The sequence below is a fragment of the Litorimonas sp. RW-G-Af-16 genome (assembly GCF_048319245.1).
Classification (GTDB): Bacteria; Pseudomonadota; Alphaproteobacteria; order Caulobacterales; family Maricaulaceae; genus Litorimonas.
In genome coordinates this window covers 1,954,242-1,976,352 of record NZ_CP166993.1, presented here as the reverse complement: position 1 = coordinate 1,976,352, position 22,111 = coordinate 1,954,242, and the positions used below count along the sequence as shown (strand labels likewise).

General features: G+C 52.4%; 21 protein-coding genes. 13 read left to right on the top strand and 8 right to left on the bottom strand.

The window, feature by feature from the left end; translation table 11 throughout:
- Nucleotides 1-22: 22 nt before the first annotated feature.
- The 3 genes from AB8615_RS09775 to tsaD are packed head-to-tail and all read right to left on the bottom strand — an operon-like array spanning nt 23 to nt 2,795.
- Nucleotides 23-1,354, bottom strand: coding sequence for a cytochrome P450 (locus tag AB8615_RS09775; RefSeq protein ID WP_409432407.1), 1,332 nt, complete (start codon nt 1,352-1,354; stop codon nt 23-25).
- A 26-nt stretch (nt 1,355-1,380) separates the two neighbouring features.
- The gene (locus tag AB8615_RS09770; protein WP_409432406.1) at nt 1,381-1,674 is read right to left on the bottom strand and encodes a YciI family protein; all 294 of its coding nucleotides are present in this window, start codon (nt 1,672-1,674) and stop codon (nt 1,381-1,383) included.
- Nucleotides 1,671-2,795: a tRNA (adenosine(37)-N6)-threonylcarbamoyltransferase complex transferase subunit TsaD gene (gene tsaD, locus AB8615_RS09765; protein WP_409432405.1), complete on the bottom strand. Its 1,125-nt coding sequence runs from the start codon at nt 2,793-2,795 to the stop codon at nt 1,671-1,673. Before tsaD ends, AB8615_RS09770 begins: the two co-directional genes overlap by 4 nt.
- 29 nt (nt 2,796-2,824) lie before the next feature.
- On the opposite strand from tsaD, the gene hemC reads away from it, so the two are divergent.
- From hemC to AB8615_RS09730, 7 genes are all read left to right on the top strand, one after another.
- Nucleotides 2,825-3,598 carry a hydroxymethylbilane synthase gene (gene hemC, locus AB8615_RS09760; protein WP_418152334.1) on the top strand — a complete coding sequence of 258 codons (774 nt, stop codon included), beginning with the start codon at nt 2,825-2,827 and terminating at the stop codon, nt 3,596-3,598.
- Nucleotides 3,508-3,756, top strand: coding sequence for a hypothetical protein (locus tag AB8615_RS09755; RefSeq protein WP_418153081.1), 249 nt, complete (start codon nt 3,508-3,510; stop codon nt 3,754-3,756). The genes hemC and AB8615_RS09755 overlap by 91 nt, the downstream gene beginning before the upstream one ends.
- Complete coding sequence (locus tag AB8615_RS09750) at nt 3,744-4,436, top strand: uroporphyrinogen-III synthase (RefSeq protein WP_409432403.1); 693 nt, start codon at nt 3,744-3,746, stop codon at nt 4,434-4,436. Before AB8615_RS09755 ends, AB8615_RS09750 begins: the two co-directional genes overlap by 13 nt.
- 9 nt (nt 4,437-4,445) lie before the next feature.
- Nucleotides 4,446-5,282, top strand: coding sequence for a hypothetical protein (locus tag AB8615_RS09745; RefSeq protein WP_409432402.1), 837 nt, complete (start codon nt 4,446-4,448; stop codon nt 5,280-5,282).
- Nucleotides 5,283-5,316: 34 nt separating this feature from the next.
- Nucleotides 5,317-6,819 carry a heme biosynthesis protein HemY gene (locus tag AB8615_RS09740; RefSeq protein ID WP_409432401.1) on the top strand — a complete coding sequence of 501 codons (1,503 nt, stop codon included), beginning with the start codon at nt 5,317-5,319 and terminating at the stop codon, nt 6,817-6,819.
- 150 nt (nt 6,820-6,969) lie between these two features.
- Nucleotides 6,970-8,715 carry an autotransporter assembly complex protein TamA gene (locus tag AB8615_RS09735; protein ID WP_418152333.1) on the top strand — a complete coding sequence of 582 codons (1,746 nt, stop codon included), beginning with the start codon at nt 6,970-6,972 and terminating at the stop codon, nt 8,713-8,715.
- A complete protein-coding gene (locus AB8615_RS09730; protein ID WP_418152332.1) occupies nt 8,715-12,884 on the top strand; it encodes a translocation/assembly module TamB domain-containing protein in 4,170 nt (1,389 codons plus the stop codon). The genes AB8615_RS09735 and AB8615_RS09730 overlap by 1 nt, the downstream gene beginning before the upstream one ends.
- A gap of 9 nt (nt 12,885-12,893) precedes the next feature.
- On the opposite strand, the gene AB8615_RS09725 is transcribed toward AB8615_RS09730, so the two are convergent.
- The 5 genes from AB8615_RS09725 to AB8615_RS09705 form a co-directional block, all read right to left on the bottom strand.
- Nucleotides 12,894-13,343 carry a hypothetical protein gene (locus AB8615_RS09725; protein WP_409432398.1) on the bottom strand — a complete coding sequence of 150 codons (450 nt, stop codon included), beginning with the start codon at nt 13,341-13,343 and terminating at the stop codon, nt 12,894-12,896.
- Complete coding sequence (locus AB8615_RS09720; RefSeq protein WP_409432397.1) at nt 13,340-13,702, bottom strand: cytochrome c-type biogenesis protein; 363 nt, start codon at nt 13,700-13,702, stop codon at nt 13,340-13,342. Before AB8615_RS09720 ends, AB8615_RS09725 begins: the two co-directional genes overlap by 4 nt.
- Nucleotides 13,699-14,226 carry a DsbE family thiol:disulfide interchange protein gene (locus AB8615_RS09715; protein ID WP_409432396.1) on the bottom strand — a complete coding sequence of 176 codons (528 nt, stop codon included), beginning with the start codon at nt 14,224-14,226 and terminating at the stop codon, nt 13,699-13,701. The genes AB8615_RS09720 and AB8615_RS09715 overlap by 4 nt, the downstream gene beginning before the upstream one ends.
- Entirely contained in the window at nt 14,223-16,127 is a 1,905-nt protein-coding gene (locus tag AB8615_RS09710) for a heme lyase CcmF/NrfE family subunit (RefSeq protein WP_409432395.1), read from the bottom strand. The genes AB8615_RS09715 and AB8615_RS09710 overlap by 4 nt, the downstream gene beginning before the upstream one ends.
- Nucleotides 16,128-16,259: 132 nt before the next feature.
- Nucleotides 16,260-16,562 (bottom strand): YggT family protein, encoded by a 303-nt coding sequence (locus AB8615_RS09705; RefSeq protein WP_409432394.1) that lies wholly within the window; start codon nt 16,560-16,562, stop codon nt 16,260-16,262.
- A 237-nt stretch (nt 16,563-16,799) separates the two neighbouring features.
- On the opposite strand from AB8615_RS09705, the gene AB8615_RS09700 reads away from it, so the two are divergent.
- From AB8615_RS09700 to glmM, 6 genes are all read left to right on the top strand, one after another.
- Nucleotides 16,800-17,504, top strand: coding sequence for a response regulator transcription factor (locus tag AB8615_RS09700; RefSeq protein WP_409432393.1), 705 nt, complete (start codon nt 16,800-16,802; stop codon nt 17,502-17,504).
- A gap of 28 nt (nt 17,505-17,532) precedes the next feature.
- Nucleotides 17,533-19,290 carry a stimulus-sensing domain-containing protein gene (locus AB8615_RS09695; RefSeq protein ID WP_409432392.1) on the top strand — a complete coding sequence of 586 codons (1,758 nt, stop codon included), beginning with the start codon at nt 17,533-17,535 and terminating at the stop codon, nt 19,288-19,290.
- 59 nt (nt 19,291-19,349) lie between these two features.
- Entirely contained in the window at nt 19,350-19,754 is a 405-nt protein-coding gene (locus tag AB8615_RS09690) for a PTS sugar transporter subunit IIA (protein WP_409432391.1), read from the top strand.
- Complete coding sequence (locus AB8615_RS09685) at nt 19,751-20,062, top strand: HPr family phosphocarrier protein (RefSeq protein ID WP_409432390.1); 312 nt, start codon at nt 19,751-19,753, stop codon at nt 20,060-20,062. Before AB8615_RS09690 ends, AB8615_RS09685 begins: the two co-directional genes overlap by 4 nt.
- Nucleotides 20,059-20,484: an energy transducer TonB gene (locus AB8615_RS09680; protein WP_409432389.1), complete on the top strand. Its 426-nt coding sequence runs from the start codon at nt 20,059-20,061 to the stop codon at nt 20,482-20,484. The genes AB8615_RS09685 and AB8615_RS09680 overlap by 4 nt, the downstream gene beginning before the upstream one ends.
- Nucleotides 20,485-20,616: 132 nt before the next feature.
- Complete coding sequence (glmM, locus tag AB8615_RS09675) at nt 20,617-21,969, top strand: phosphoglucosamine mutase (RefSeq protein ID WP_409432388.1); 1,353 nt, start codon at nt 20,617-20,619, stop codon at nt 21,967-21,969.
- Nucleotides 21,970-22,111 lie beyond the last annotated feature (142 nt).

Below are 22,111 nucleotides of genomic sequence, written 5' to 3'. Positions count from 1 at the left end.
TGCGCTCTCAAGAAAGTTGCAACTATCCCAAATCTACTATCAACTTGCCAATAGAATGAGTGAAGCCATTCGGCAAAATTTCCTGTTCTCCTGTCCAAGAGATATTGGGGTATCGCGCTAAGATTTGGCGGTAGGCGGCTTCCAACTGCATATTCGCAACCCGCTGACCTAAGCAGACATGTGGACCCGTGCCGAAGGCGATATGCTCTTTGGCATTGGCGCGGCGAATATCGAAGACATCAGGGCTTTCAAATTTCTCGGGATCGCGATTAGCGGCCCCGTAATAGAGGATAACCTTCTCGCCTTCCGCGATTTTCTGCGCACCGATCTGTGTGTCTTGGGTCGCGGTGCGGCGCATATACATGACGGGACTAACCATGCGGACGGCTTCGTGAACCATGTTCGGGATCAGCTCTGGATCAACCATGAGGTCTGCCTTCGCCTGCGGAAATTCGGTCAACAACTTCATTGTGCCGGACAGCGAATTGCGCGTCGTGTCATTGCCTGCGATCACAATCAGCAACCATGATCCGTCTAAGAATTCATCTGGTAATTTCGCCCCGTCGATCTCGACATTGGCAATCGCAGAGAGAAGGTCTTGCCGCGGATTGGCACGTCTGTCCAACAGAGCGGCGCGGCCATAAGCGAACATGTCTTGCACACCGCTCATAAACTGCATGACTTGCGCGGGATCGACATTAGTAAAGTCGGAACTTTCCAAAATATATTGTGCTAACTCTAACATATTCATCCACTCGCGAATTTTTGGACGATCCGCCTCTGGAATACCGAGCATTTCGCAGAGTGTGAAAAGGGGAAGTTGTGATGAAAACACTTCGACCATATCGACTTTATTGTCGACAGCCTGAGTCGCCATATCGTCGAGCAACTCGCTGATCTTAGCATCAACTTTAACTTTCAGGTCCCGGACATAGCCCGGCGTGAAATAGGCCATATGCTCTCGGCGGAGCTGCATGTGATGAGGCGCGTCAAGGCAGATCATGGTGTCTAGCGAAGCGGAGTGTAGCTGCGGGTGGCGACGATCGTCTGATGGATAGGCCATCATGATCCCGCCCTTTTGCGACGAGAAAGTCTTGGTATCTAGGTTGGCCGCGCGAACATCTTCATATCGTGTTAGCGCCCAAAACCCTTCAAGGTTTTTACCCGACAGGCTGTGCCACATAACAGGCGCCGTTTCGCGCATGATTTTGAAAGCGTCAAAGGGTTGGCCGTTGGTGAAATTAGCCGCCGTGCCAAGATTGAGTGGAGGTTTAATATCGAAAACAGGGGGATTAACGGGCTCTCTCGCGCCGCGATCTTCTAGAGCATTTGCACTCACCAAGTCTAATCCCATTGATCTCTCCCGATTATTATGTTCGCTTATTTGGTCGATTGCCCCAGTAGCCATTTATAAGGTTTGATCATAACAGAGGCGGGAAGGCCAGCCGCCAAATATGGATCATCCGCCAACCAATTTTGAACAGTCGTTATGTCTGCGGCGTCTACGATTAATAGACTCCCGCGCATGTCTCCCTGATCGTCTAGCCACGGACCTGCGACCAACAGCGTAACGTCAGAGGGGGCTTTGATCCATGAGAGGTGTGCGTCTCTGGCTGCTTGGCGAACGTGAAGGCTGTCAGGTTTATCTTCGGTGTAGACAATAAATTCGCTCATGATTTTGGGCCTTTCTTGCCGTGGCCGGACGCTGGATTTGCTTGGGCGGATTCTTTATCCAGCGGCCAGCGGGGGCGCGCGGGCGCGTATAGGGGATCACTGTGCCCTGCTGCTAACCGTTCGGCCCCTGCCAGAGCGATCATCGCCGCGTTATCACCGCAAAATTTGAGAGGCGGTGCGATGAGCTTGAAATCATTGTCTTCGCAGACGGCTGTCAGCCTTGCGCGTAATTCTGTATTCGCAGCCACGCCCCCCGCAACGACAAATCTCTGCGGTCCGTCGCCGACCCGTTTGCGAAACATCACCATGGCGCGCCGTGTGCGGTCGCCGAGGACATCTGCTACCGCGCGTTGGAAGCTCGCGCAGATATTGGCTTTGGCTAGGTCAGATTTATCGCTGGCTTCATAAGCACGGGCGACTGCCGTTTTCAGGCCCGCAAAAGAGAAGTCTGCATTGTCGCGGTCAATCAGGGGACGGGGCAGGGGGATGCTGTCTGGATCGCCACGCTTGGCCCATATTTCGACTTGTGGTCCGCCAGGAAATCCTAGCCCCATTACCTTGGCTGACTTGTCAAACGCCTCGCCTGCCGCGTCGTCAATCGTGCTGCCGAGCCGTTCATACTCGCCGAGGCCAGTGACGGACAAAAGCTGCGAGTGACCGCCAGAAATCAAGAGCAGCAAATATGGAAACGGGCAGGGCTCTGACAGCAGAGGCGAAAGCGCATGACCTTCGAGGTGATTGACTGCGATGAGCGGTTTTCCCAAGCTCATGGCAAGACCTTTGGCACTCATCAATCCTGCAATAACACCGCCAATTAAACCCGGGCCAGCTGTGGCAGCCACACCGTCGATTTCGCTATATTGAACACCAGACACTTTCACCGCCTTTGCGATAATAGATTCGAGTTTTAGCATGTGCGCGCGGGCCGCGATTTCTGGCACAACTCCGCCAAAGGGGCGATGCTCCTCGTCTTGGCTGGCGACGATAGAGGAGAGCAGTGTCAGCATCCCGTCAGGTGCTCGCCGCAAGACAGAAGCCGCCGTCTCATCGCAACTGCTTTCAATCCCTAATACGGTTAAGGTCGCGCCTTGCATTGGGTCTGTATTTACAGGTAAAGCCATGCGCGCTGGATAAGGAAGAAAACGCGAATATGCAACAGACTCCCGTCATCATCGGTACCCGCGGATCGCCACTGGCGCTCTATCAAGCGCACCTCGTGCAGCGCTTTTTGGTTGAGCAAAATGATGGCGACCTGCTCGACTTCCCGATCAAGATTCTGAAAACATCTGGCGATACCATTCAAGGGGATTTAAAAGACTTTGGCGGCAAAGGGTTGTTCACGCGGGAGCTGGAAATCGCTTTATTGGATAAGCGCATTGATGTCGCCGTCCATTCAATGAAAGATGTTCCCACTGTGGGGCATAACGACCTGCGCATTTACGCTATTTTAGAACGCGCCGATGTACGCGACGCGTTCATCTCCCGAAAATACAAAACGCTGGCAGAATTACCGAAAGGCGCAATGGTCGGCTCGGCGTCTATTCGTCGGCGGGCGCAGCTTTTGACGCAACGGCCTGATCTTCAATTCTGTTTGCTGCGCGGAAATGTCGGGACACGTTTAAAGAAGCTTGAGGACGGGGTGTGCGATGCGACAATGCTGGCTTGCGCAGGATTACGGCGGTTGGAGCAGGACCATGAAATTACAGAGGCTATCTCTGTTGACACAATGCTACCTGCCCCAGCTCAAGGCGCGATTGGGATAGAGAGCCGCGCGGAAGACGACCGTATAAAAGTTATGCTAGCCCCCTTAATCATCGTGCGACAGAACTCGCAATTACGGCAGAGCGAGCGTTCCTGCGCGCGCTGGACGGCTCATGCCGCACGCCGATTGCAGCCCTGGGGAACTGGTCTGATGGGCATCTAGATTTGCGCGGGCAAGTGCTGGCTAAAGACGGGACATTCCAGATCAGTGACCGACGCGCTGCGCCGTGTCATAGCGTTGGCGAAGCTTATGATTTAGGGTTTAATATGGGGCGCGATATGCGCATCGAGATTGGGGATCGCGTCCTATGGGACGACTGAAAACTATCTGGATTACGCGAACGCGGCCAGGTGCAGTCGATAGCGCCGCCGCGTGGCAGGCTGCAGGATATGCGCCTATCATTGCGCCTTTGTTAGACGTTACGCCGCCCCAAAATTCGCCGCAAAAACCTGACTCAAGTGCGACCCTCATATTTACGTCGGCGAATGGCGTTCTGGCGTATCAAAGTTTTGATTTTAGCACGCACCACGCAGTCATCACAGTTGGTGACAAAACAGCCTTAGCCGCTCGCTCGGCTGGGTTCGGGGATGTGCTGTCGGCCGATGGGCAATCCGAGGATGTCACGGCATTGGTGCGAGCGGTAGTGCCTAAAAATACGAAAATTGTGCATTGTGCGGGCAAGCATGTTCGGGGCTCAATCATTGAGGATTTACAAGCCGCGGGCTATTCGGCACAACGCGATCTCTATTATCAATCCGCTCCCGTGACTGCCTTGCCGGACGTGGATTTGGCAGCTCTCTCTTATGTAGCGCTATATTCCCCACTAGCCGCTAAAACGCTAGCCGCGCTCTCGCCTGATACATCGCATATGACAGCCATAAGTCTCAGCCCAGCCATTGACGCGGCCCTTGGCGATCAGAAATTCGCGGCCAAATACGTCTCAAGCTCTCCGCACGAAGCTGTCATGATAGCCTTGCTATTGCCCCAATCTCCCCGCTAAACTGCGGGCATGTCGAACGAAGATGAAATTTTGTCGCCGAGTGATCAGGTCGACGTGGACACTGTCGAAGATGGGGCTAAACCAGCGAAAGGGATTGGCTTTCCTGTATTTGCGCTGGGACTTTTATTGGCATCGGCTTTGGGCGCTGCGGGCGGCGGTGTGATAGCCAATATGCTACAACCTGACGCCGTGAACGTGACGCCTCTTCGCAATGATGTCTCGCAACTCAAAGCCTCCATTTCGGGAATAGAAAAACAGCAAGCTGATCTCACTCAAGCGATTACGATGCGCCCCGCCATGCCTGATATATCTGGACTCGAAGCGCGACTGTCAGCGCTGGAGACAGCTCCTTTGCCAACATTTGACATACCAGAGCTTGACGAAGATGCACTTGCTCAACTCAAAGCGGCGCAAGACGCAGGATTTGAATGGCCAGATGCAGATCTCATAGCGAAAACTCTGGCAGCTATGGCCAATCGTATCGAAGCGCTGGAGGCTGACCTCGACTCGCGACCCGTTTTTGATCCTGCCATGGTTACACCGCCTGCGCCGACCCTAGCGGTTCCCTCTTCTGAGCCAATTATTTCCGAGGCCGCACAGCCGATACCCTTTCCCAAATCTGCGATGTTGCTCGCTTTAAACAACACGAAAGACCAAGGTGGTTTTTTCGCGCGTATGCGTCAAAAGCACATCCGTGTTAAAGACAGTGATGACCCCGAAGTTATAATCAATGGCATCGAAACTGCCATCGCGAGTGGTGATATTGAAACCGCCAAAGCAAAGTTCGATGCGCTACCATCGACCCTTCGGAGTGTCGGGCAAAATTGGCGTAAATCGCTGAATTAGATCACTGAATGAATTCTAATATTCGGACCCTATTATGACAAAATATATAATCACAATTCTGGTTTTCATCGCTCTTTTGGCGGGTGTGCTTCTCTACATTGGAGATGATGTGACGTTGTTGCTGACAAGTTCTGCTGAAAAAGGTCCGCTCGCTTTTGCACCTTTAGAGCTGACATGGCAGATTGTGATTCTGCTCGGCACAGTGATGACGCTCGGCCTAATTGGGCTGTGGTCCATCTTCCTTTGGCTCTGGCGTTTGCCGCGCCGCGTTAAATCGGGTGTGGGTCTGCGACGCCGTAACCAAGCGCTGGACGCGATGGAGGAAGCGCTGATCGCGGGGGCCGAGGGTGATATGAAAGTGGCTCGTAAAAAATCTGAAAAAGCGCGGCAACTCGTAGGGTCGACCGACCTTGGCCGCATAATTTCCGCGCAAGCGGCAGAGGCTTGCGGCGACAGTGAAGAAGCTATGGCGCAATATACGGCGATGCTAGATTCGGATAAAACTCGTGTGACGGGGCAGCGTGGACTGGCCCAAAATATGTTGGTGACAGGCGATATTCCTGGCGCGATAGAACAATCGCAAAGGGCCTATCGCGATAATAAAAATGCACGTTGGGCGTTTGATACTTTGTTCAAAGCCCAGGTCGCGGATCACCGCTGGATGGACGCGCTTGAAACTCTGAACACAGGCGAAGGTCGCAAACATATTGACGGCGAAGACGCGCGCCGCCGTCGTGCGGTTGTTTTGACGGCAGAAGCCGACCGCCTGCACGATGATTTACGCAATGGCGCGGCCCTTGAGACCGTAGCCAAAGCTCTGACTGAAGCGCCGAGTTTTGCACCAGCTGTGGCACTGGCTGCAAAACTATGGCGGCTAGATGGGCAGGCCAAAAAAGCGGCAAGTGTGATTGAAAAGGCATGGTCCCAAGCGCCTCATCCTGCATTATCGCTCGCCTATCTTGATTTGTTTGAGGGCGAGAGTGACAAGACCCGCGCTAGGAAAGTGGCGGGATTGATCGCGAAAAACCCGACACATCGCGAGTCAGTTCTGCTGGGTGTCGAAAACGATTTACGCACGGGTGACGCTGTATCCGCTTGGTCGGCTTTGGCGCCTCTCGTCAAAGTCGAAAACCCGACAGCACGACTATGTTTGCTGGCTGCTCAGGCAGAGCAAAGACTGAATAATGATGCGGATGCACGTCTTTGGACAGAGCGGGCGGCAACGGCCCCGCGTGAGCCGAACTGGTCTGATTTGGACCCGAGCGGGGAAGGCTTTGATTATTCAGCGCAAGATTGGCGGCGTCTGGTATTCAGTTATGGTGATACGGGTGAGTTGATCCATCCTCGCGCAGAGCGTCAGGCCGAAGGGCGGCGTCCTGGCCCTAATAATGCCCCAGATACAAAACTGATTATCGAGCAAAAAAAGGCGCCTGAAACCTCGCCAGTTGAATTGCCGCATCAGCCAGATGATCCCGGCATACCTCCCACGGGCGATGATCTTGCAGGCCGCCTCGATAGTCTGCTAGATAAAGACTAAACGCCGACGCTGACGCATACCGTCCATAGATTTTGTCGAAATATATGCCTTCAACTGCATTATGAATGGAGCCATTTGCGGCGCGATGCGTTAAATGCATGTATGGTCAGAAGCCTCCGTCGATCCTCCGTTATTGTGGCAACACTTGGCATGAGCCTCCTGCTGCCTTCGATTGCTATGGCTGATGAACCAATGGTTCAAATTGAGGGGACGGCGTCACAGTCTTTGCGCGATACAATCCTATCTGTACTAGGACCAGTTGACGCGGCCCCGCGATCAATGGCCCAAGCCCGTCGGCGCGCGAAAGAGGCGGCAGCGCAAGCCGAGTCCGTTTTGCGGTCCCAAGGTTATTATAGCGCTGACGTCATTGCGACAGTGCGAGAGCGCGACACGACGAAAAAGTCTGATAAACGCAATGCGCCGACTCCGACGCTCACAATAAACTCTGGTCCGCAATTCCTATTCTCCGAAATTTCAGTCAAATACGCCGACACATCGCCGTCTATCGCAGAAGATATCCGCCGCGCGATTGTGCTAAAGCCTCAAGACGCTGCAATCGCAGCAAATGTCGTTGCGGCAGAGCTTCGGGCGGTGAATTTGCTACGCTCAAAAGGCTACCCCGAGGCCAAAGCCCTGCCGCGCGAGGCTGTCGTTGATCACGCAACCCAAACGATGCGGGTGACGTACCGCATCAGCGCAGGCCCCCTAACGCGCTTCGGCGAGATTGAACAATCAGGCACGGCTTACATTGCCAAAACATGGCCCAAGATGGTCGCGCCTTTTGAAGCTGGCGAGATATTTGATGATCGCAAACTCAATAGATTATCAAGTCGAGTCATTGGGACTGGTGCATTTGATAGCGCAAGTGCAACCCTGGGCGACACAGTGACAAAGAATGAGGACGGGACAGTCACGCGTAATGTCTTTCTAAATGTTGACCAAGGCGCGATCAATACGATCAGCGGCGAAGTCGGATATTCGACAACAGATGGTAGCGGCATCGATGTCATCTATGAGCGTAGGAATTTTATCGGTTATGCTCAAACGCTCAGATTGATTGGCACAGCCAAGACGAATGAAATCAGCGCTGCGGTCGCCTATAATATCCCATTCGCTTGGCGCGTAGATCGTGAACTGGACTTGGGTGCATCCGTCTCCCGCGAAGATACAGATGCTTTCACAGGCGAACGCGCACGCGCAAATGCCCTGATGACACAAAAATTATCGCGGAAATTTAAAGTGTCTTTGGGCGCGGCATTCGAAGCGTCTCAATATGAGGAGGAAGGTGTCGAGGTTCGGTCTCTTCTCTTTGATGGCTTGCTCAAAGCTAATTACGACTCGCGGAATTCAATCTTTGACCCCGAAACAGGGTTTCTCATACTAGCTGACGTGACGCCGACATATAATTTCGGCGATGATGACGGCTTCTTCACCAATGCAGAAGTGAGCGGTGCGACCTATAAACGTGTGTCTGATAATTTCGTCTTGGCAGGGCGACTGAAGGCGGGAACCATATTTGGCGCAGACCAAACCAGCGTACCGCTTAATCGTCGATATTACGGTGGCGGTGGCGGTTCTGTGCGCGGATTTGGCTATCAATCTATCTCACCCACAAATGCAAATGGTGACCTCATTGGGGGCCGTTCTTTGGCAGAAGGTAGTGTAGAAGTGAGGTATCGCGGCTCTGGCAAACTAGGCTTTGTCGGCTTCGTAGATGCGGGCAGTGTCACGCGATCTGACCTGCCGAGTTTTGGCGATGTGCGATACGGTGCGGGAGTGGGTGTGCGGTATTATACGAGTTTTGCACCCCTACGTGCGGACATTGCGATCCCAATAAATAAGCGCGATAGCGATAATAGCGTGCAGGTTTATATTTCTATCGGACAAGCGTTTTAATGACTGATCAAGTCCAACCACACAGCACGTCTGTGCCAGCCAAGCGGGGTATTCTGCGCAAAGTAATTTATGCTGCGCTCGCACTTGTTGCGTTCTTGGTAGTCGCCGTGATCGCGCTGAGACTGTTTATCATGACTGGGCCAGGTCTACGATTGATTGAGCAACAAATTAATTCACGCAGTTTTGGTCCAATAGCGGGCATTGAAGTTTCAGGATTGTCAGGTGATCCTTTGAGCAAATTTACGGCGGATAGTCTCAAGATCAAAGACCCAGACGGTGTCTGGATCGACGTGCGAAACGTAAGCTTAGACTGGTCGCCATGGGCGCTTTTATCTCACCATGTGAAAATTAATTCTCTATCGGTCAAGGCAGCAGATGTGCAGCGGCGTCCAGAGTTTCTGGTTACCACGCCGAGTGAAAAAGAAGCCCCAAATGTGACAGCCGAGAGAGTGATGATTGATGCTCTGACCTTGCAAGAAGATTTAATTGTGCAGCGCGCAGTATTTAATATCTCTGCAGGTGGGGCGATAACGGATGGATCAAAACAATTAAACCTAACGGCTGTGCGGACGGATGTGGCGGGCGATAAATTAATGCTCGATCTGTCTCAAGGCGAAACAAATGCAATCAGGGGTCAGTTTGAAATTCTAGGAGTCGCCAACGGCCCACTCGCGAATATTCTGCGTGTATCAAATGGTCAGCAAATCTCAGGGCAGGGTGAAATCAAAGGCACAGACGTGACTGGAGAGGGCGGTATTATTATACAATTTGGCGATCAACAAGTTGCGGATGCGAGGATAGATTGGACGGCAAGTGCGATTAATCTGTCCTCACAATTAAATATATCAGCATGGCCGGAATTAGAGCGTGTTCAGCAAAGTTTTGGCGAGGCAATCGAGATTGAAATGACAGCGCAGCGAGATCGCGCGCGTTCATTTGATGCGCGTATTCTTGGATCGCGTATAATCTTTGAGGCGTCGGGGAATCTACCGTCTGAAGGGTGGATGCCAAATAAGGCGGACATAAGTCTTCGCGCAGATGACCTCTCCGCTATAGCCCTACTACCAGACGACTACGGAATTAAGGGCGCTGATATAACAGGGCGCATCAACTTTACTCCGCAAAGGCAATTTGCAGGTCAAGTGAAACTCACCCAAATCGCGACGCCTTACGCGACAGCGCAAACTATTTCCGGCCCCGTTATCCTAACACAAGCGAGTTCGAACCAATATGCGTTTGAATTAGATGTCGAAGGCAAAACTCTTGCAATCCGACAAGAACTGCCGATTAAGATAGGCCAAAACGCGACGCTCAAAACAAAGGGTTCTTACAATACAGCAACACAGATTTTACAGCTCCAGCCTAGCAAAATCGTTTCGAATAATGCGTCTTTTTCAACGCAAGGTTCCGCCAATGTGCAGGCAGTGACATTTAACCTAAAGGGCCGTGTCGATGTTCCAGTCCGCTCTCTGGGGGCGGTCCCTGCGGGCAAGTTAGATGCTGAATATACAGTGATAAAAGGCGCGGACACTTCACCCGCTTTAACGACATCAGGAACATATGTGCCAAGCACGGCTCTCCAAGCGCCCTTGCAGGATTTAATTGGCAGCGCCATTCGCTTCAATACGCGCATGCAGCCTATCGAAGGAGGGGTTGTGATCACTGAGGCACGCGTGACTGGTGATAGTATTTCGGGTGTTGCAGAGGGTCGGATCACAGATCGTTTGGACATTAGCGCCGAGGCTACAACCACGACGGCCTTTACATACCAATCTGTTAATTTAGGCGATCAAGCTGATGTGACCATGCGCGTAACTGGCACGCGAGACGACCCTAATTTGCGCTTACAGGCTACGGCATCGTCGATCGAGGCTGGTAATATTGTGTTGTCTGATAATACTCTCAAGGTCGAGGTCCGAGACATTTTCACCCAACCCAAAGGCCCCGCCGAGTTCACGGCGAACAGCGAATACGGTTCAATATCTGCATCAACACAATTTGCGTCGCGCGGTGATAACATCATAGCAAATGATATCGCGCTATCCGTAGGGAATGTGTCTGCGTCTGGGGAATTCACTCTCTTGCCGTCAAAGCTCATTGACGGAAACCTGTCTTTGGACATTCCAAAAGTCAATGATGACGCCGCTCGTGCAAAGTTAGTTCTCACGCCCAAGGGCAAAGGAGAACAGGGTATAGAATTAGATGTATCTGCCAAAAATATTGCTTACAATAATATTGAATTAGATAACTTTGTCGCGCAGGCTTCGGGCACATTCGCGAGCCTTGCTGGTAAAATCGAACTAAAAGGTCGCCGCACGGATGATGCTTTGGCACGTCCGATTGCTTTTGCTGCACCGCTTAGTGTTTCGCGCAAAACGGGTGACGAGCTTGTGATAAGTTTGTCTCCCGAGGGACGATATGGGACACTACAATTTGCGAGCCGCGCGCCGTCGCGTCTGTCTGTTGATGCTGGGAATGTTAGCGCGACTGCACCTTTATTAATTGCGGAACAACCCGTTGACCTCTCTTATCGTCGTTCGCCTGGGGGTGAAGAAGCACTCAGTGTTGACGCTAATAATTTGCCGATCTCTATCCTGCCACTCCCGGGAAATCTGGCCGACTCTCGGGGACGATTAAATATCGCACTAGATATTGGAGCCAAAAATGGTCGCCCTCAGGGCAGCGGGACTATCACCGCAACTGATTGGCGAGGATTTGGTATGGAAGAGGGAAGCGGCATCAATTTGAATGTGCTCACTGATCTAAAACCCAATTCTGCTGACTTTACATTGCGCAGTAGTGCGACATCGGGATTAAACGCATCTGGTAACTTATCAGTGCCGCTTCAGACAGGGGACAGCCTTGTCGCTCTAAGTCTAAATATGACAGCCCCTCTGTCGGGCGGCTTTAGTCTCGCAGGGCCAGCTGGCTCTGTTTTGGGCTTGATGGTGCCCAGCGAAACTGATCCCGAAGGGCAATTAAATGCGTCAGTTAATATTGCAGGCACCTTGTCTGAACCGCGAGTCTCTGGCCAGGCACGCGGCTCAGATATGGCTTTCGAAGCATTAGTCCTGGGCACGCAAATTCGCGAGGGGCGCTTTACGGCACAATTTAACAACCAAAATCTCTCAGTTTCTGATGTCTATTTCACGGACAATCAAGGCGGCAATATAACGGGGCAAGGACAGTTCACGCTAGGCGAATTTGGTCGCCCATTGGGGAAGCTCACCATAACAACACAGCAATTCTATGCGCTAGACCGTCGGGATTTTCTGGCGCGTGTGAGCGGTGACGTGACCTATGAGAGCCTGCCCAAAAAGGCCTCACTTACGGGCAATGTGAAAATCCTCAAAGCCGAAGTAAAGCAATTCGCCCGCGGTGGCACAAGTGTGATTGAAATTGACGTCGAAGAAATTAATAAACCCGGCAAGACGGAAGAGGCACCAGACCCTCGACCTATCCTGCCCATTAATCTCTATATAAAAATTGATGCGCCACGCGAAGTTTTTGTTCGCAGTCGCGGGCTTGATGTCGAATTATCTGTGAACGCAGCCATCAAAGGCACGGTTGATAATCCAGAGATTAAAGGTCGGGCTGACGTTATACGAGGGGGTTACCGCTTGGCGGGCAAAACGCTTAATTTTAATGAAGGGTCTGTGATTTTTGACGGTCCAGTTGACCAGGCGCGCATCTCCCTCAAGGCGACGACTAAGGCGACAAATTTATCTGCATCCGTCGATATTAGCGGCACAGTCGGGACGCCAGAAATAGAGCTGTCCAGCACGCCTGAGCGGCCTGACGACGAAATACTATCAGCATTGCTATTCGGGCGCTCCGCCACGGAGTTGTCTACGATTGAGGCCGCACAGCTAGCAGGTGCCTTAGCGCAGTTCTCTGGCGATGGTGTCGGGTTTGACCTCATGGGCGGGCTGCGCGATTCCCTCGGCGTTGCGCAATTATCCGTGGGCGTGAGTGAAGACGGGTCCGCGCAGATTGTCGGCGGACGCTACTTGGCCAACAATGTTTATTTGCGGGTTTTCTCTGGTGCAGGTGAGGGTCAGACCGGCGCAATAATCGATTGGGAACTTCGCGAGAACTTGTCCTTGCGATCCAAACTTCAAGCCGATAACGAGCAGAGCCTATCGCTAAGTTACAAAAAAGATTTTTAAGATGTGGCCTTACTCTTCGGTGAGTAATTCCTGCGACAGCGCATTGAATCCGCTCTCTTCTGAAATTTTTGTGATGACTTCGGGGCGATCTTTATAGACATTTCGCATCTGCTGGTGTTCGCGTATCAAACCTTCGAAATCACCCAAAACGATACGAGACCGGATGAGGCGTGTCCATCCTTCGGGGTCATCGGGATTATCAGCCAGTCGCAAAGCGAGACCCTCGACCATAGCCGAAATATCTGGGGCTTCGGGCGTAGACGCTGTTTGTAAATTCGCTGGATCGCTGAGCGAGGGAGAGCCTATGCGGGCATAAATGCCGATGGCCGCACCAACAAATAGAAGCATGAAAACACTGACCAATGTTTTCGCCGTTTGCGTTTTCGCTGGCAGCAAGGGACGCACGAGCAATAACGCTGTGAGTACCGCCAAAATTAACGCAATCAGCCAAATCATCATGACGCTCGCCGTTTCCCGCTCACCATAAACCAAATTAAACCGCCGACCATGACGAGGAAGGGCAGAAACCAGAGCGCGTATGTATTGCCTTGAACGGGCGGTTTAAGAAGGACGTAATCACCATAGCGTTCCTGCATGTAATCAATAACTTCGGCTTCGCTATCGCCCGCGCTCAACCGTTCCCGCACGAGCTTGCGCATATCTGCGGCCAATAGTGCGTCGCTTTCTTCGATGCTTTGATTTTGACAGACAACGCAACGTAAGGCGTGGCCAACGTCTTTCGCCCGTGTTTCCAGATCACTATCTTGCGCAAAAGCGGGCGCGGTAAACAGGAAAAATGCAATGATTAGATATTTCACCCTTCAGCCTCCAGCTTTGCAATTAACGGCTTGAATGTGTTCTCCCAGTCAACCCTATCAATCGGGCCGATATGTTTATAGCGGATTCGGCCAGAGGCGTCTGTGATGAAAGTTTCTGGTGCCCCCACGACACCAAGGGGGATCGCCAAAACGGATTCGGGATCAAAGATTATGATATTATAGGGATCGCCGCGCTCTGCCAGCCATGCCTGACCTTTTGCGCGCTCGTCCCGCCAGTTAATCCCGATCATGTTGACGCGGTCTTCGCGAGCAATGTCCATCAATATGGGGTGTTCGACGCTGCAGGCGACACACCATGACCCGAATACATTAATCACGCTGACTTGCCCTTGGAGCAAGCTTTCGGTCAGAACGGCGTCAGGGTCATATAACTCGCTTAGGGAGAAGTCGGGGAAGGGCTGATCAATGATAACGCTGTCGAGTTTGCGTGGATCACGTGTAAGCGCGAAGGCAAACGCAATGCCCAAAAGAACGAACAGGATCAGGGGGGCAAACCGTTTCATGACACGTCTACCCGCCGTCTTCCAATAGACAAGAAACCGCCCAGCGCCATGAGAAATGCGCCTAGCCATATCCAAGTTACAAGCGGCTGATAATTCGCGCGAATAATATAGCCATTATCTGGCGTGCCTTCGCCAATGCCGACAAAGAGGGTGTGGACGGGGCTAAAGTGAAAACCAGCTTCGGTTGTAACCATATTGCGGACGGGATAAAAGCGCTGTGCTGTCGTCAGTGTTTTGATCTCTCGTCCGTTCTTCGTGATCGTCACAGGGGCGCGGAGAAATTCGTAATTTTGTTCTCGCCCGCCTTTTGGCTGACCCAGCGTAAAGGTGTAGCCCGCGACCTGCATCGACTCGTTTTGTTTTAAGCGCCCGATCGTATCATCGGCCCAAACTGACATTGTCACGGCGCCCACGGTAAAAATTGCGACCCCGAAATGGCCAAAGAAAAAGCCCCAGCGGTTCATGGGCTGCTGACGTAGCAGTGCCCACTTCCATTGCGCGCGCTTGCCCATTGCCAAGACGGCTCCAATAGCCAGATAGGCTGCGAGGGCGAGGCCAAGATAGCCGAGCGAGTCTTTGATAAAATATAGCGCGAGGCCGATTGTGATCAGGGCGGGGGCGACAAACTTTAAGAGCTTCATATCCGACAATGCTCCACGGTTCCACTTGAGCAAAGGCGCGGCCCCCATGAAGATAATCAATACGCTCATTATTGGTGCGAAAGTTAAATCGAAATAGGGCGCCCCAACACTGATTTTCTCGCGACGGATTGCATCAATGATGACGGGATAAAATGTACCCAAGAAGACTGTCAGCGTGGCCGTGGCGAGTAGGATATTATTGAGGACTAAGCCGCCATCGCGGGATAGACGATCAAACTCACTCGTAGAAAAAAGCGTTTTTGCTCGCAAACCATAGAGCAGTAATGCGCCGCCCGTGGCAATTCCCAGGAGCGCGAGCAACACTACGCCGCGTTCCGGGTCAACAGCAAACGCATGAACGCTCACCAAAATGCCAGACCGAACCACAAATGTGCCAATGAGCGAAAGCGAGAAGGCGGTGATTGCGAGCAGCACTGTCCAATGGGCCAAACTGGGTCGTCGCTCTAGCACCATAATGGAATGGATAAGGGCTGTTCCGATCAACCACGGCATAAAGGAGACGTTCTCGACAGGGTCCCACATCCACCAGCCGCCCCAGCCAAGTTCGTAATAGGCCCAGATGGAACCGATTGTGATGCCGAGTGTGAGGAAGCTCCATGCGATGAGAGTCCAAGGCCGCAACCAAGCCGCCCAATCCTTATCGACCTTGCCCAGCACAAGCGCCGCAATCGACATCGAAAACGCCAGCGAAAACCCGACATAGCCTAGGTATAAAAGCGGCGGGTGGATCGCGAGGCCAGGGTCTTGGAGTAACGGGTTCAGCCCGTTACCGTCCAGCGGCACGGGGTTAAGGCGATCAAACGGGTTGGACGTGAATAGGATAAAGCTGAGAAAGCCAACGCCGATCATGGCTTGTACAGACAAGGTCATTGCGCGGAACTTCGCTGGCAGTTTGGCAGAGCGCATCGCAAAAGCTGCGCCAAATCCCGCGAGCATCACCATCCAAAGCAGGATTGATCCTTCGTGATTCCCCCACACGCCAGTGATTTTATAAAGTAGCGGCTTGGCCGTATGGCTGTGCCCTGCGGCGAGTTTGACAGAGAAGTCACTGGCCACAAATACGAGAGTCAGCAAGAAAAATGAAAGCAGCAGAAGGGCGCCTTGAATCTTGGCGGCGTTGGTGCCGAAATTCATCAGCGCGTCATTATCTCGCCGCACGCCGATTGCAGGTAAAATCGATTGCGCCACGGCCACGATCAGGGCGAGGATCAATACAAAATGTCCGAGTTCGGCGATCATAACGCTGCCATACCACAGTTGATATTTGATGCAATCTGACGGGGTGTGGCATATCCTTCAATTTGCATATATATTTGTGATAGCAAGAATTGAAGGCCGCTATGGCGCAGTTCACCCTCTGCGAAGCATAGGCTAGCCTACCAGATTGATCGCAGCGGGGATCAGGTAGCCTTGAATCCAGTAAAGCCCCAAAATCGCCACTAGAAACGCCAAGTCCAAGCCGCCCATTGGCGGGATAACGCGACGAAGCGGACGCAAAATGGGCTCAACAATGCGCTCAACGAGGCCGTAAATTTGCGCCATCATCGGATTGCGTAGGTTCACGACGTTAAATGCGATCAGCCAGCTAAACACCATGTAGATAAACATGATGAGGATCAGAAGGCTGATCAGCGGGCTGACAAAATAAACCAAAATTGATTGTAGCAAATTCATGAAGTGTCTCTTTCAGTTAGGCCGCAATTTAGATATCTGGCATGACGCTCATTTAGGCAGGACTGTGGCAAGGGGCAAGGGCAATCCGCCGAAACTAAGGCAGTTTTCCGCCCACGAGCCGCCATAATGCCCTGTTATCCCTATTCTTAAGATCAAAGAGAAAGGGTTGAGACTATGTATGAAATGAGTTTAGTAAAGGAACGTGCTTATTCACCGCGCCGGGCTGGAGACAAATCCATGGCTAAAATTTACCTTGTCGACGATGATGAGAATATCCTGACATCCGTGTCTATGTTCCTGGAGAGCGAAGGATATGAAGTTCGTAAGTTTCACGACGGTGTCTCGGCGCTTGAAGCGCTGAAAGCGTCGCCGCCTGATTTAGCTGTTTTTGACGTGAAAATGCCGCGCATGGACGGGCTGGAATTACTCCGCCGCCTTCGCCAGACGTCTAATCTGCCCGTGATCTTTCTCACGTCCAAGGACGATGAATTTGACGAAGCCATCGGCTTTAATATGGGGGCTGATGATTATATCACCAAACCCTTTAGCCAGCGCTTGCTGGGAGAGCGGATCAAGGCTGTGTTGCGCCGTGCCTCGTTGACGTCGATCGAAATGCCTGTGCCGCAGGAAGGTGACGACAAAGTCATTCGCCGCGGCAAGTTGCTGCTCGATCCTAATCGTCACGCGTGTTCGTGGAATGGAGAACCCGTGCGCTTGACCGTCACAGAATTTCTTATTCTTGAAAGCCTCGCCAAGCGGCCGGGCTACGTCAAATCGCGTGATCAGTTGATGGATGCGGCCTATGATGATCAAGTTTATGTCGATGACCGCACGATCGATAGCCATATAAAACGCCTCCGTAAAAAATTCCGCAAGACGGATAAGACCTTCGATGGTATTGAGACGTTATATGGCGTCGGATACAAATATAAAGAAGCCTAAGTCGGTCTCCCTCAGATCGAAACTTAGGATGCATAAAAAAGCCGAGACGGTCGCCGTCTCGGGCAATAAAAATAGTGATGTATCACCGTCAGAGCGCACGCGGACCAAGATACGCGATAGACGTCGCGGCCCGCGTCGGTCACTACTGACCTCGCGCCTGACCCGCAATATTTTCTTCTCTAACATCATTGGCTTGATGATCCTCGTTTTTGGAGCTTTGGCGATGAACCGCTTTGAAAGCGGGTTGATCGAGGCGAAAGTCGACAATCTGCGCTCGCTGGCCGCGACGATCACAACGGTCATCAGCGAGCAGGCCACAGGATATGGCGGCGCGGCAGAGCTTGATTTGGAGGGTGCACGGCAAGTCCTACGCGGTGTCAATGTGCCAGAGGGTTGGCGTGTGCGCCTCCATGATGATGCTGGACAAGTCGCTTTGGATACGGAGGCGCTCGACGATACAATCTCTATGTCGACGCTGGATCCGATTATTACAGAGCAGCCCGATCCGCGCTGGCAAGATGTCTGGCAGGAGAGGGTCCGGAGTTGGATGTCAAAGGCCGCCTTTAATTTACCTTGGCGAAAGCATCGCCGCGATGCTTGGCGGCGTGATTTAAAGCTGGATGTGGATAAAGCTCTGGCGGGTGAACCTGCTGAGGGGCCGCGTTATGACGCCGATGACAACCTGATTGTGACAGTATCTCTGCCCGTCAAACGCGTGCAGCAAGTATTGGGCGTTGTGACAGTCGAGAGTAATGATGTCGCAAGTATTGTCAGTGCGGAGCGCCGTGCGCTGGCGCCAATCATCACGCTTGCTTTTATCGCAACGCTGCTGTCATCCATGGCGCTGACTTTGTTTATTACCCTTCCCATGCGCCACCTTGCCAGGGCGGCGGAGATTGTGACGCGCAGTTCGGAGAAGCGTGACGCTATCCCAGACTTGTCTTCCCGTCGGGATGAAATCGGTGACTTGTCCACTGTGATGAGAGAAATGACTCAGGGGCTCTACACGCGCATTGACGATATTGCAGATTTTGCCGCCGATGTAGCGCATGAAATCAAGAACCCACTGACCAGCCTGCGTTCGGCGTCCGATACTTTGCGCGTCGCGAAAACTGACGAGCAACGGGCCAAGCTGATTGATATTATTCAACAAGATGTGGGCCGGATGGATCGCCTGATTTCGGATATTTCTAAAGCCTCAAAAGTCGACGCAAACCTCGCGCGAGAGACGGCGCAGACATTGGACGTTAGTGAGATTATTCGAAATATCACAGAATTCTATAGCCAAACGCGCAGTGGCGAAGGGCCAAGCGTTGTGAATTACTCCAAGCTGCCCGACGACGACCCCGTCTTTATTCGCGCCTTTGAGACGCCCTTCGCGCAAGTCTTACGCAATTTGATCGATAATGCGCTTACCTTCTCACCGCCAACCGGCATTGTCGGGATTGGTGCGAAAACAACGGATGGTCGTGTTTTCATCATTGTCGAGGATCAGGGGCCAGGCATCCCAGAGGGGAATGAAGAAACAGTTTTTGACAGGTTTTACACACAACGCCCAAAAGGCGCACAATTTGGCTCTCATTCGGGCTTAGGTCTTGCGATTTGTCGCCAGATTATAACTGCGCATAAAGGCCTCATTTATGCTGAAAACCGTATATCTGACGAGGGCAAAGTTGTAGGCGCGCGTTTTGTCGTAAATGTCCCGCGTCAAACCCGCGGCGGCGGGCCGTCTGCGCCTAAAAACACGGCAAAAAAAGCGAAGCGCTTCGGGCGCTCAAAGCGGTAAATTTCGCTTCCCAAATCGTTTTTTATTTGATTATGTGAGCGATCAAATAGGAGAATTTTGTGATTGGTCTTGTGATTGTCACCCACGGGGAATTGGCGACAGAATTACGTCGCGCGACAGAACATGTCGTCGGCCCTCAAGAGGGGCTCGCCACAATTTGCATCGGCCCTGATGACGATATGGAGAAGCGTCGCGAAGACATCCGCGCTGCGGTTAACGGTGTTGATACGGGCAAAGGCGTTATTCTGCTGACAGATATGTTTGGCGGCACGCCGTCCAATCTTGCGATTTCTATGCTGCGCGAGGGATCTGTTGAAGTGTTGGCGGGGGTAAATTTGCCTATGCTGATCAAGCTGGCCGAGGCCCGCAATAATGTGTCGCTGAATGAAGCCGCAGAAAAAGCGAAAGATGCGGGGCAGCGTTATATCGCGATTGCGTCGAAAATTTTGGCGGGTGAAACTTGAGCCCTGCCACACACTCTGACGCGCCCGTTGTCGCGGCCACCGTCACACTCCTCAATAAGCGCGGCCTGCATGCGCGTGCTTCCAACAAATTCATGGAATGTGTCATACAATTTGACGCCGAAGTTCTCGTGCGCAGTCACAATGATGTTTGCGCCGAAACTGTTGTTGCTGACTCCGTGATGGAATTGCTCTTGCTTGGATCTGCTTGCGGCGAAGATTTGACGATTTCTGCGACAGGAAAAGAAGCTGACGCAGCTGTCGCTGCTCTGGTGAAGTTGGTGGAAGACCGCTTTGGAGAGGGCGAATGATCGCACGCCTTATATGCAGCTTTGCCTGTATTGGCATGATTGTCATATCGGGATGCGCCACCAAAGACGTCTTTATGCCGCGCAGCGAATATCCGCCCGACCCCTGGGTAAAGGGCTACGCTGATAAGGATGACTGCTTGGGCGGCGAAAAGCTGGCGGCAATGAATTTTGTTTTGCCAGACTATCCGCGCCGTTCATTTAATTCAGGACGGCAAGGGTGGGTGATTATGCGCTTGGACGTCAACACGGCAGGGCAAACAGAAAATGTGACGGTTGAACGGTCTGTGCCAGAGGGCTTGTTTGAAAAAGCGTCGCGTCAGGCCGTCGAGGCTTGGACCTTTGCTCCGCCTGCTGATGGAGCCTTACAGAATTGCCGTGTGCTGCTGCGCTTCCGCGCTGGCAAAGTTTCGCTCGGCGGCTAAGTCTGTCGCTTGACCTCTTCGTCTTAAAATTAAATATCTGGTGACATAGTTCAGTCATATTGATTTTGAACACTTTGCCTGCGCAACGTAGTTTGAGCGACTTGATGGAATACAGTTTGAGGAACCGACGTAATGGCTAAGAAAAAATTCTTTGGCACGGATGGTGTGCGAGGCCGCGCAAATATTGGTAAAATGACGCCGCAGAAAGTCATGCGACTCGGCCAAGCGGCGGGCACATATTTCCGCAAGACACAGCCACGCCGTCCAAGTGTTGTCATCGGCAAAGATACACGTTTGTCAGGTTATATGATTGAACCCGCCCTCGTCGCGGGTTTTACCTCGGTCGGTATGGACGTCAAACTGACAGGACCAATCCCGACTTCCGCAGTCTCGCTGCTGACTCGCACTTTGCGCGCGGATATGGGCGTCATGATTACGGCGTCGCACAATCAATTCGCAGATAACGGGATCAAGTTTTTTGGCCCTGACGGTCGCAAGTTGTCCGATGAGGCCGAACACGAAATTGAGAGTTTTTTGGCCGAAGACGAACGCGGGCTGGCTGAGTCAGAAGACCTTGGGCGCGTGGTGCGGTATGAAGATATGCAGGCGCGCTATATCGAAATTGTCAAAGCCTCTTTCCCGCGTCGGATGCGCCTTTCAGGTTTGAAAATCGTGATCGATTGCGCCAATGGGGCCGCCTATAAAACCGCGCCTGCCGCTCTGTGGGAGTTAGGGGCAGATGAGGTGATACCGATCGGTGTTGCGCCGAATGGCAAAAATATCAACCAAGATTGCGGGTCAACCCATACCGATCTTCTCGCCAAAACAGTGGTGGAGCAAGGCGCGCATTTAGGCATTGCTTTGGACGGTGATGCAGACCGCTTGATCATGTGCGACGAGACAGGACGCATTGTAGACGGGGATCAACTATTGGCCTTAATCGGCTCAGGCTGGCACGTCAAAGGGCAGCTCTCACGCCCTGGGATTGTCGCGACTGTCATGTCTAACTTAGGGCTAGAGCGGTTTATCCAAGACCGAAATCTTGAATTTATCCGAACAGATGTCGGCGATCGCCATGTGGCGGCGCGGATGAGAGCGGATGGATATAATGTCGGTGGTGAGCAGTCGGGTCATATTTTGATGACCGACTTTACGCCAACGGGGGACGGCACGGTCGCAGCCCTCCAAATTCTGGCAGAGATTATTCGCTCTGGCAAACCCGCCAGCGAGACATTGAACTTGTTTGAGCCAGTACCGCAATTACTAAAGAACGTGCGCTATTCAGGACAATCGCCTCTGGAGATGAAAGATGTACAAGCGGCGATAAATGATGCCCAGGCGATGTTTGGAAATTCAGGACGCGTCTTAGTCAGGGCGTCTGGAACTGAACCTCTCATTCGGGTGATGGCCGAGGGCGATGATGCGGGTAAAGTCGAGACAATAACGGATGATCTCGTCGCTCTGATCGCAAAGCTTGCGGCGTAAATCACGTCTGGCAAAGGCGGGCTGAAATCCGCTCTTTTATTCGCGCACGCACTCCGCTAAGCCCTCTGATAAAGCTGAGCGGGCCACGGCATGATGGAGGCGGTAATGTCTCTATGATGCTGGTGATTAAAGGGAAAAGCTA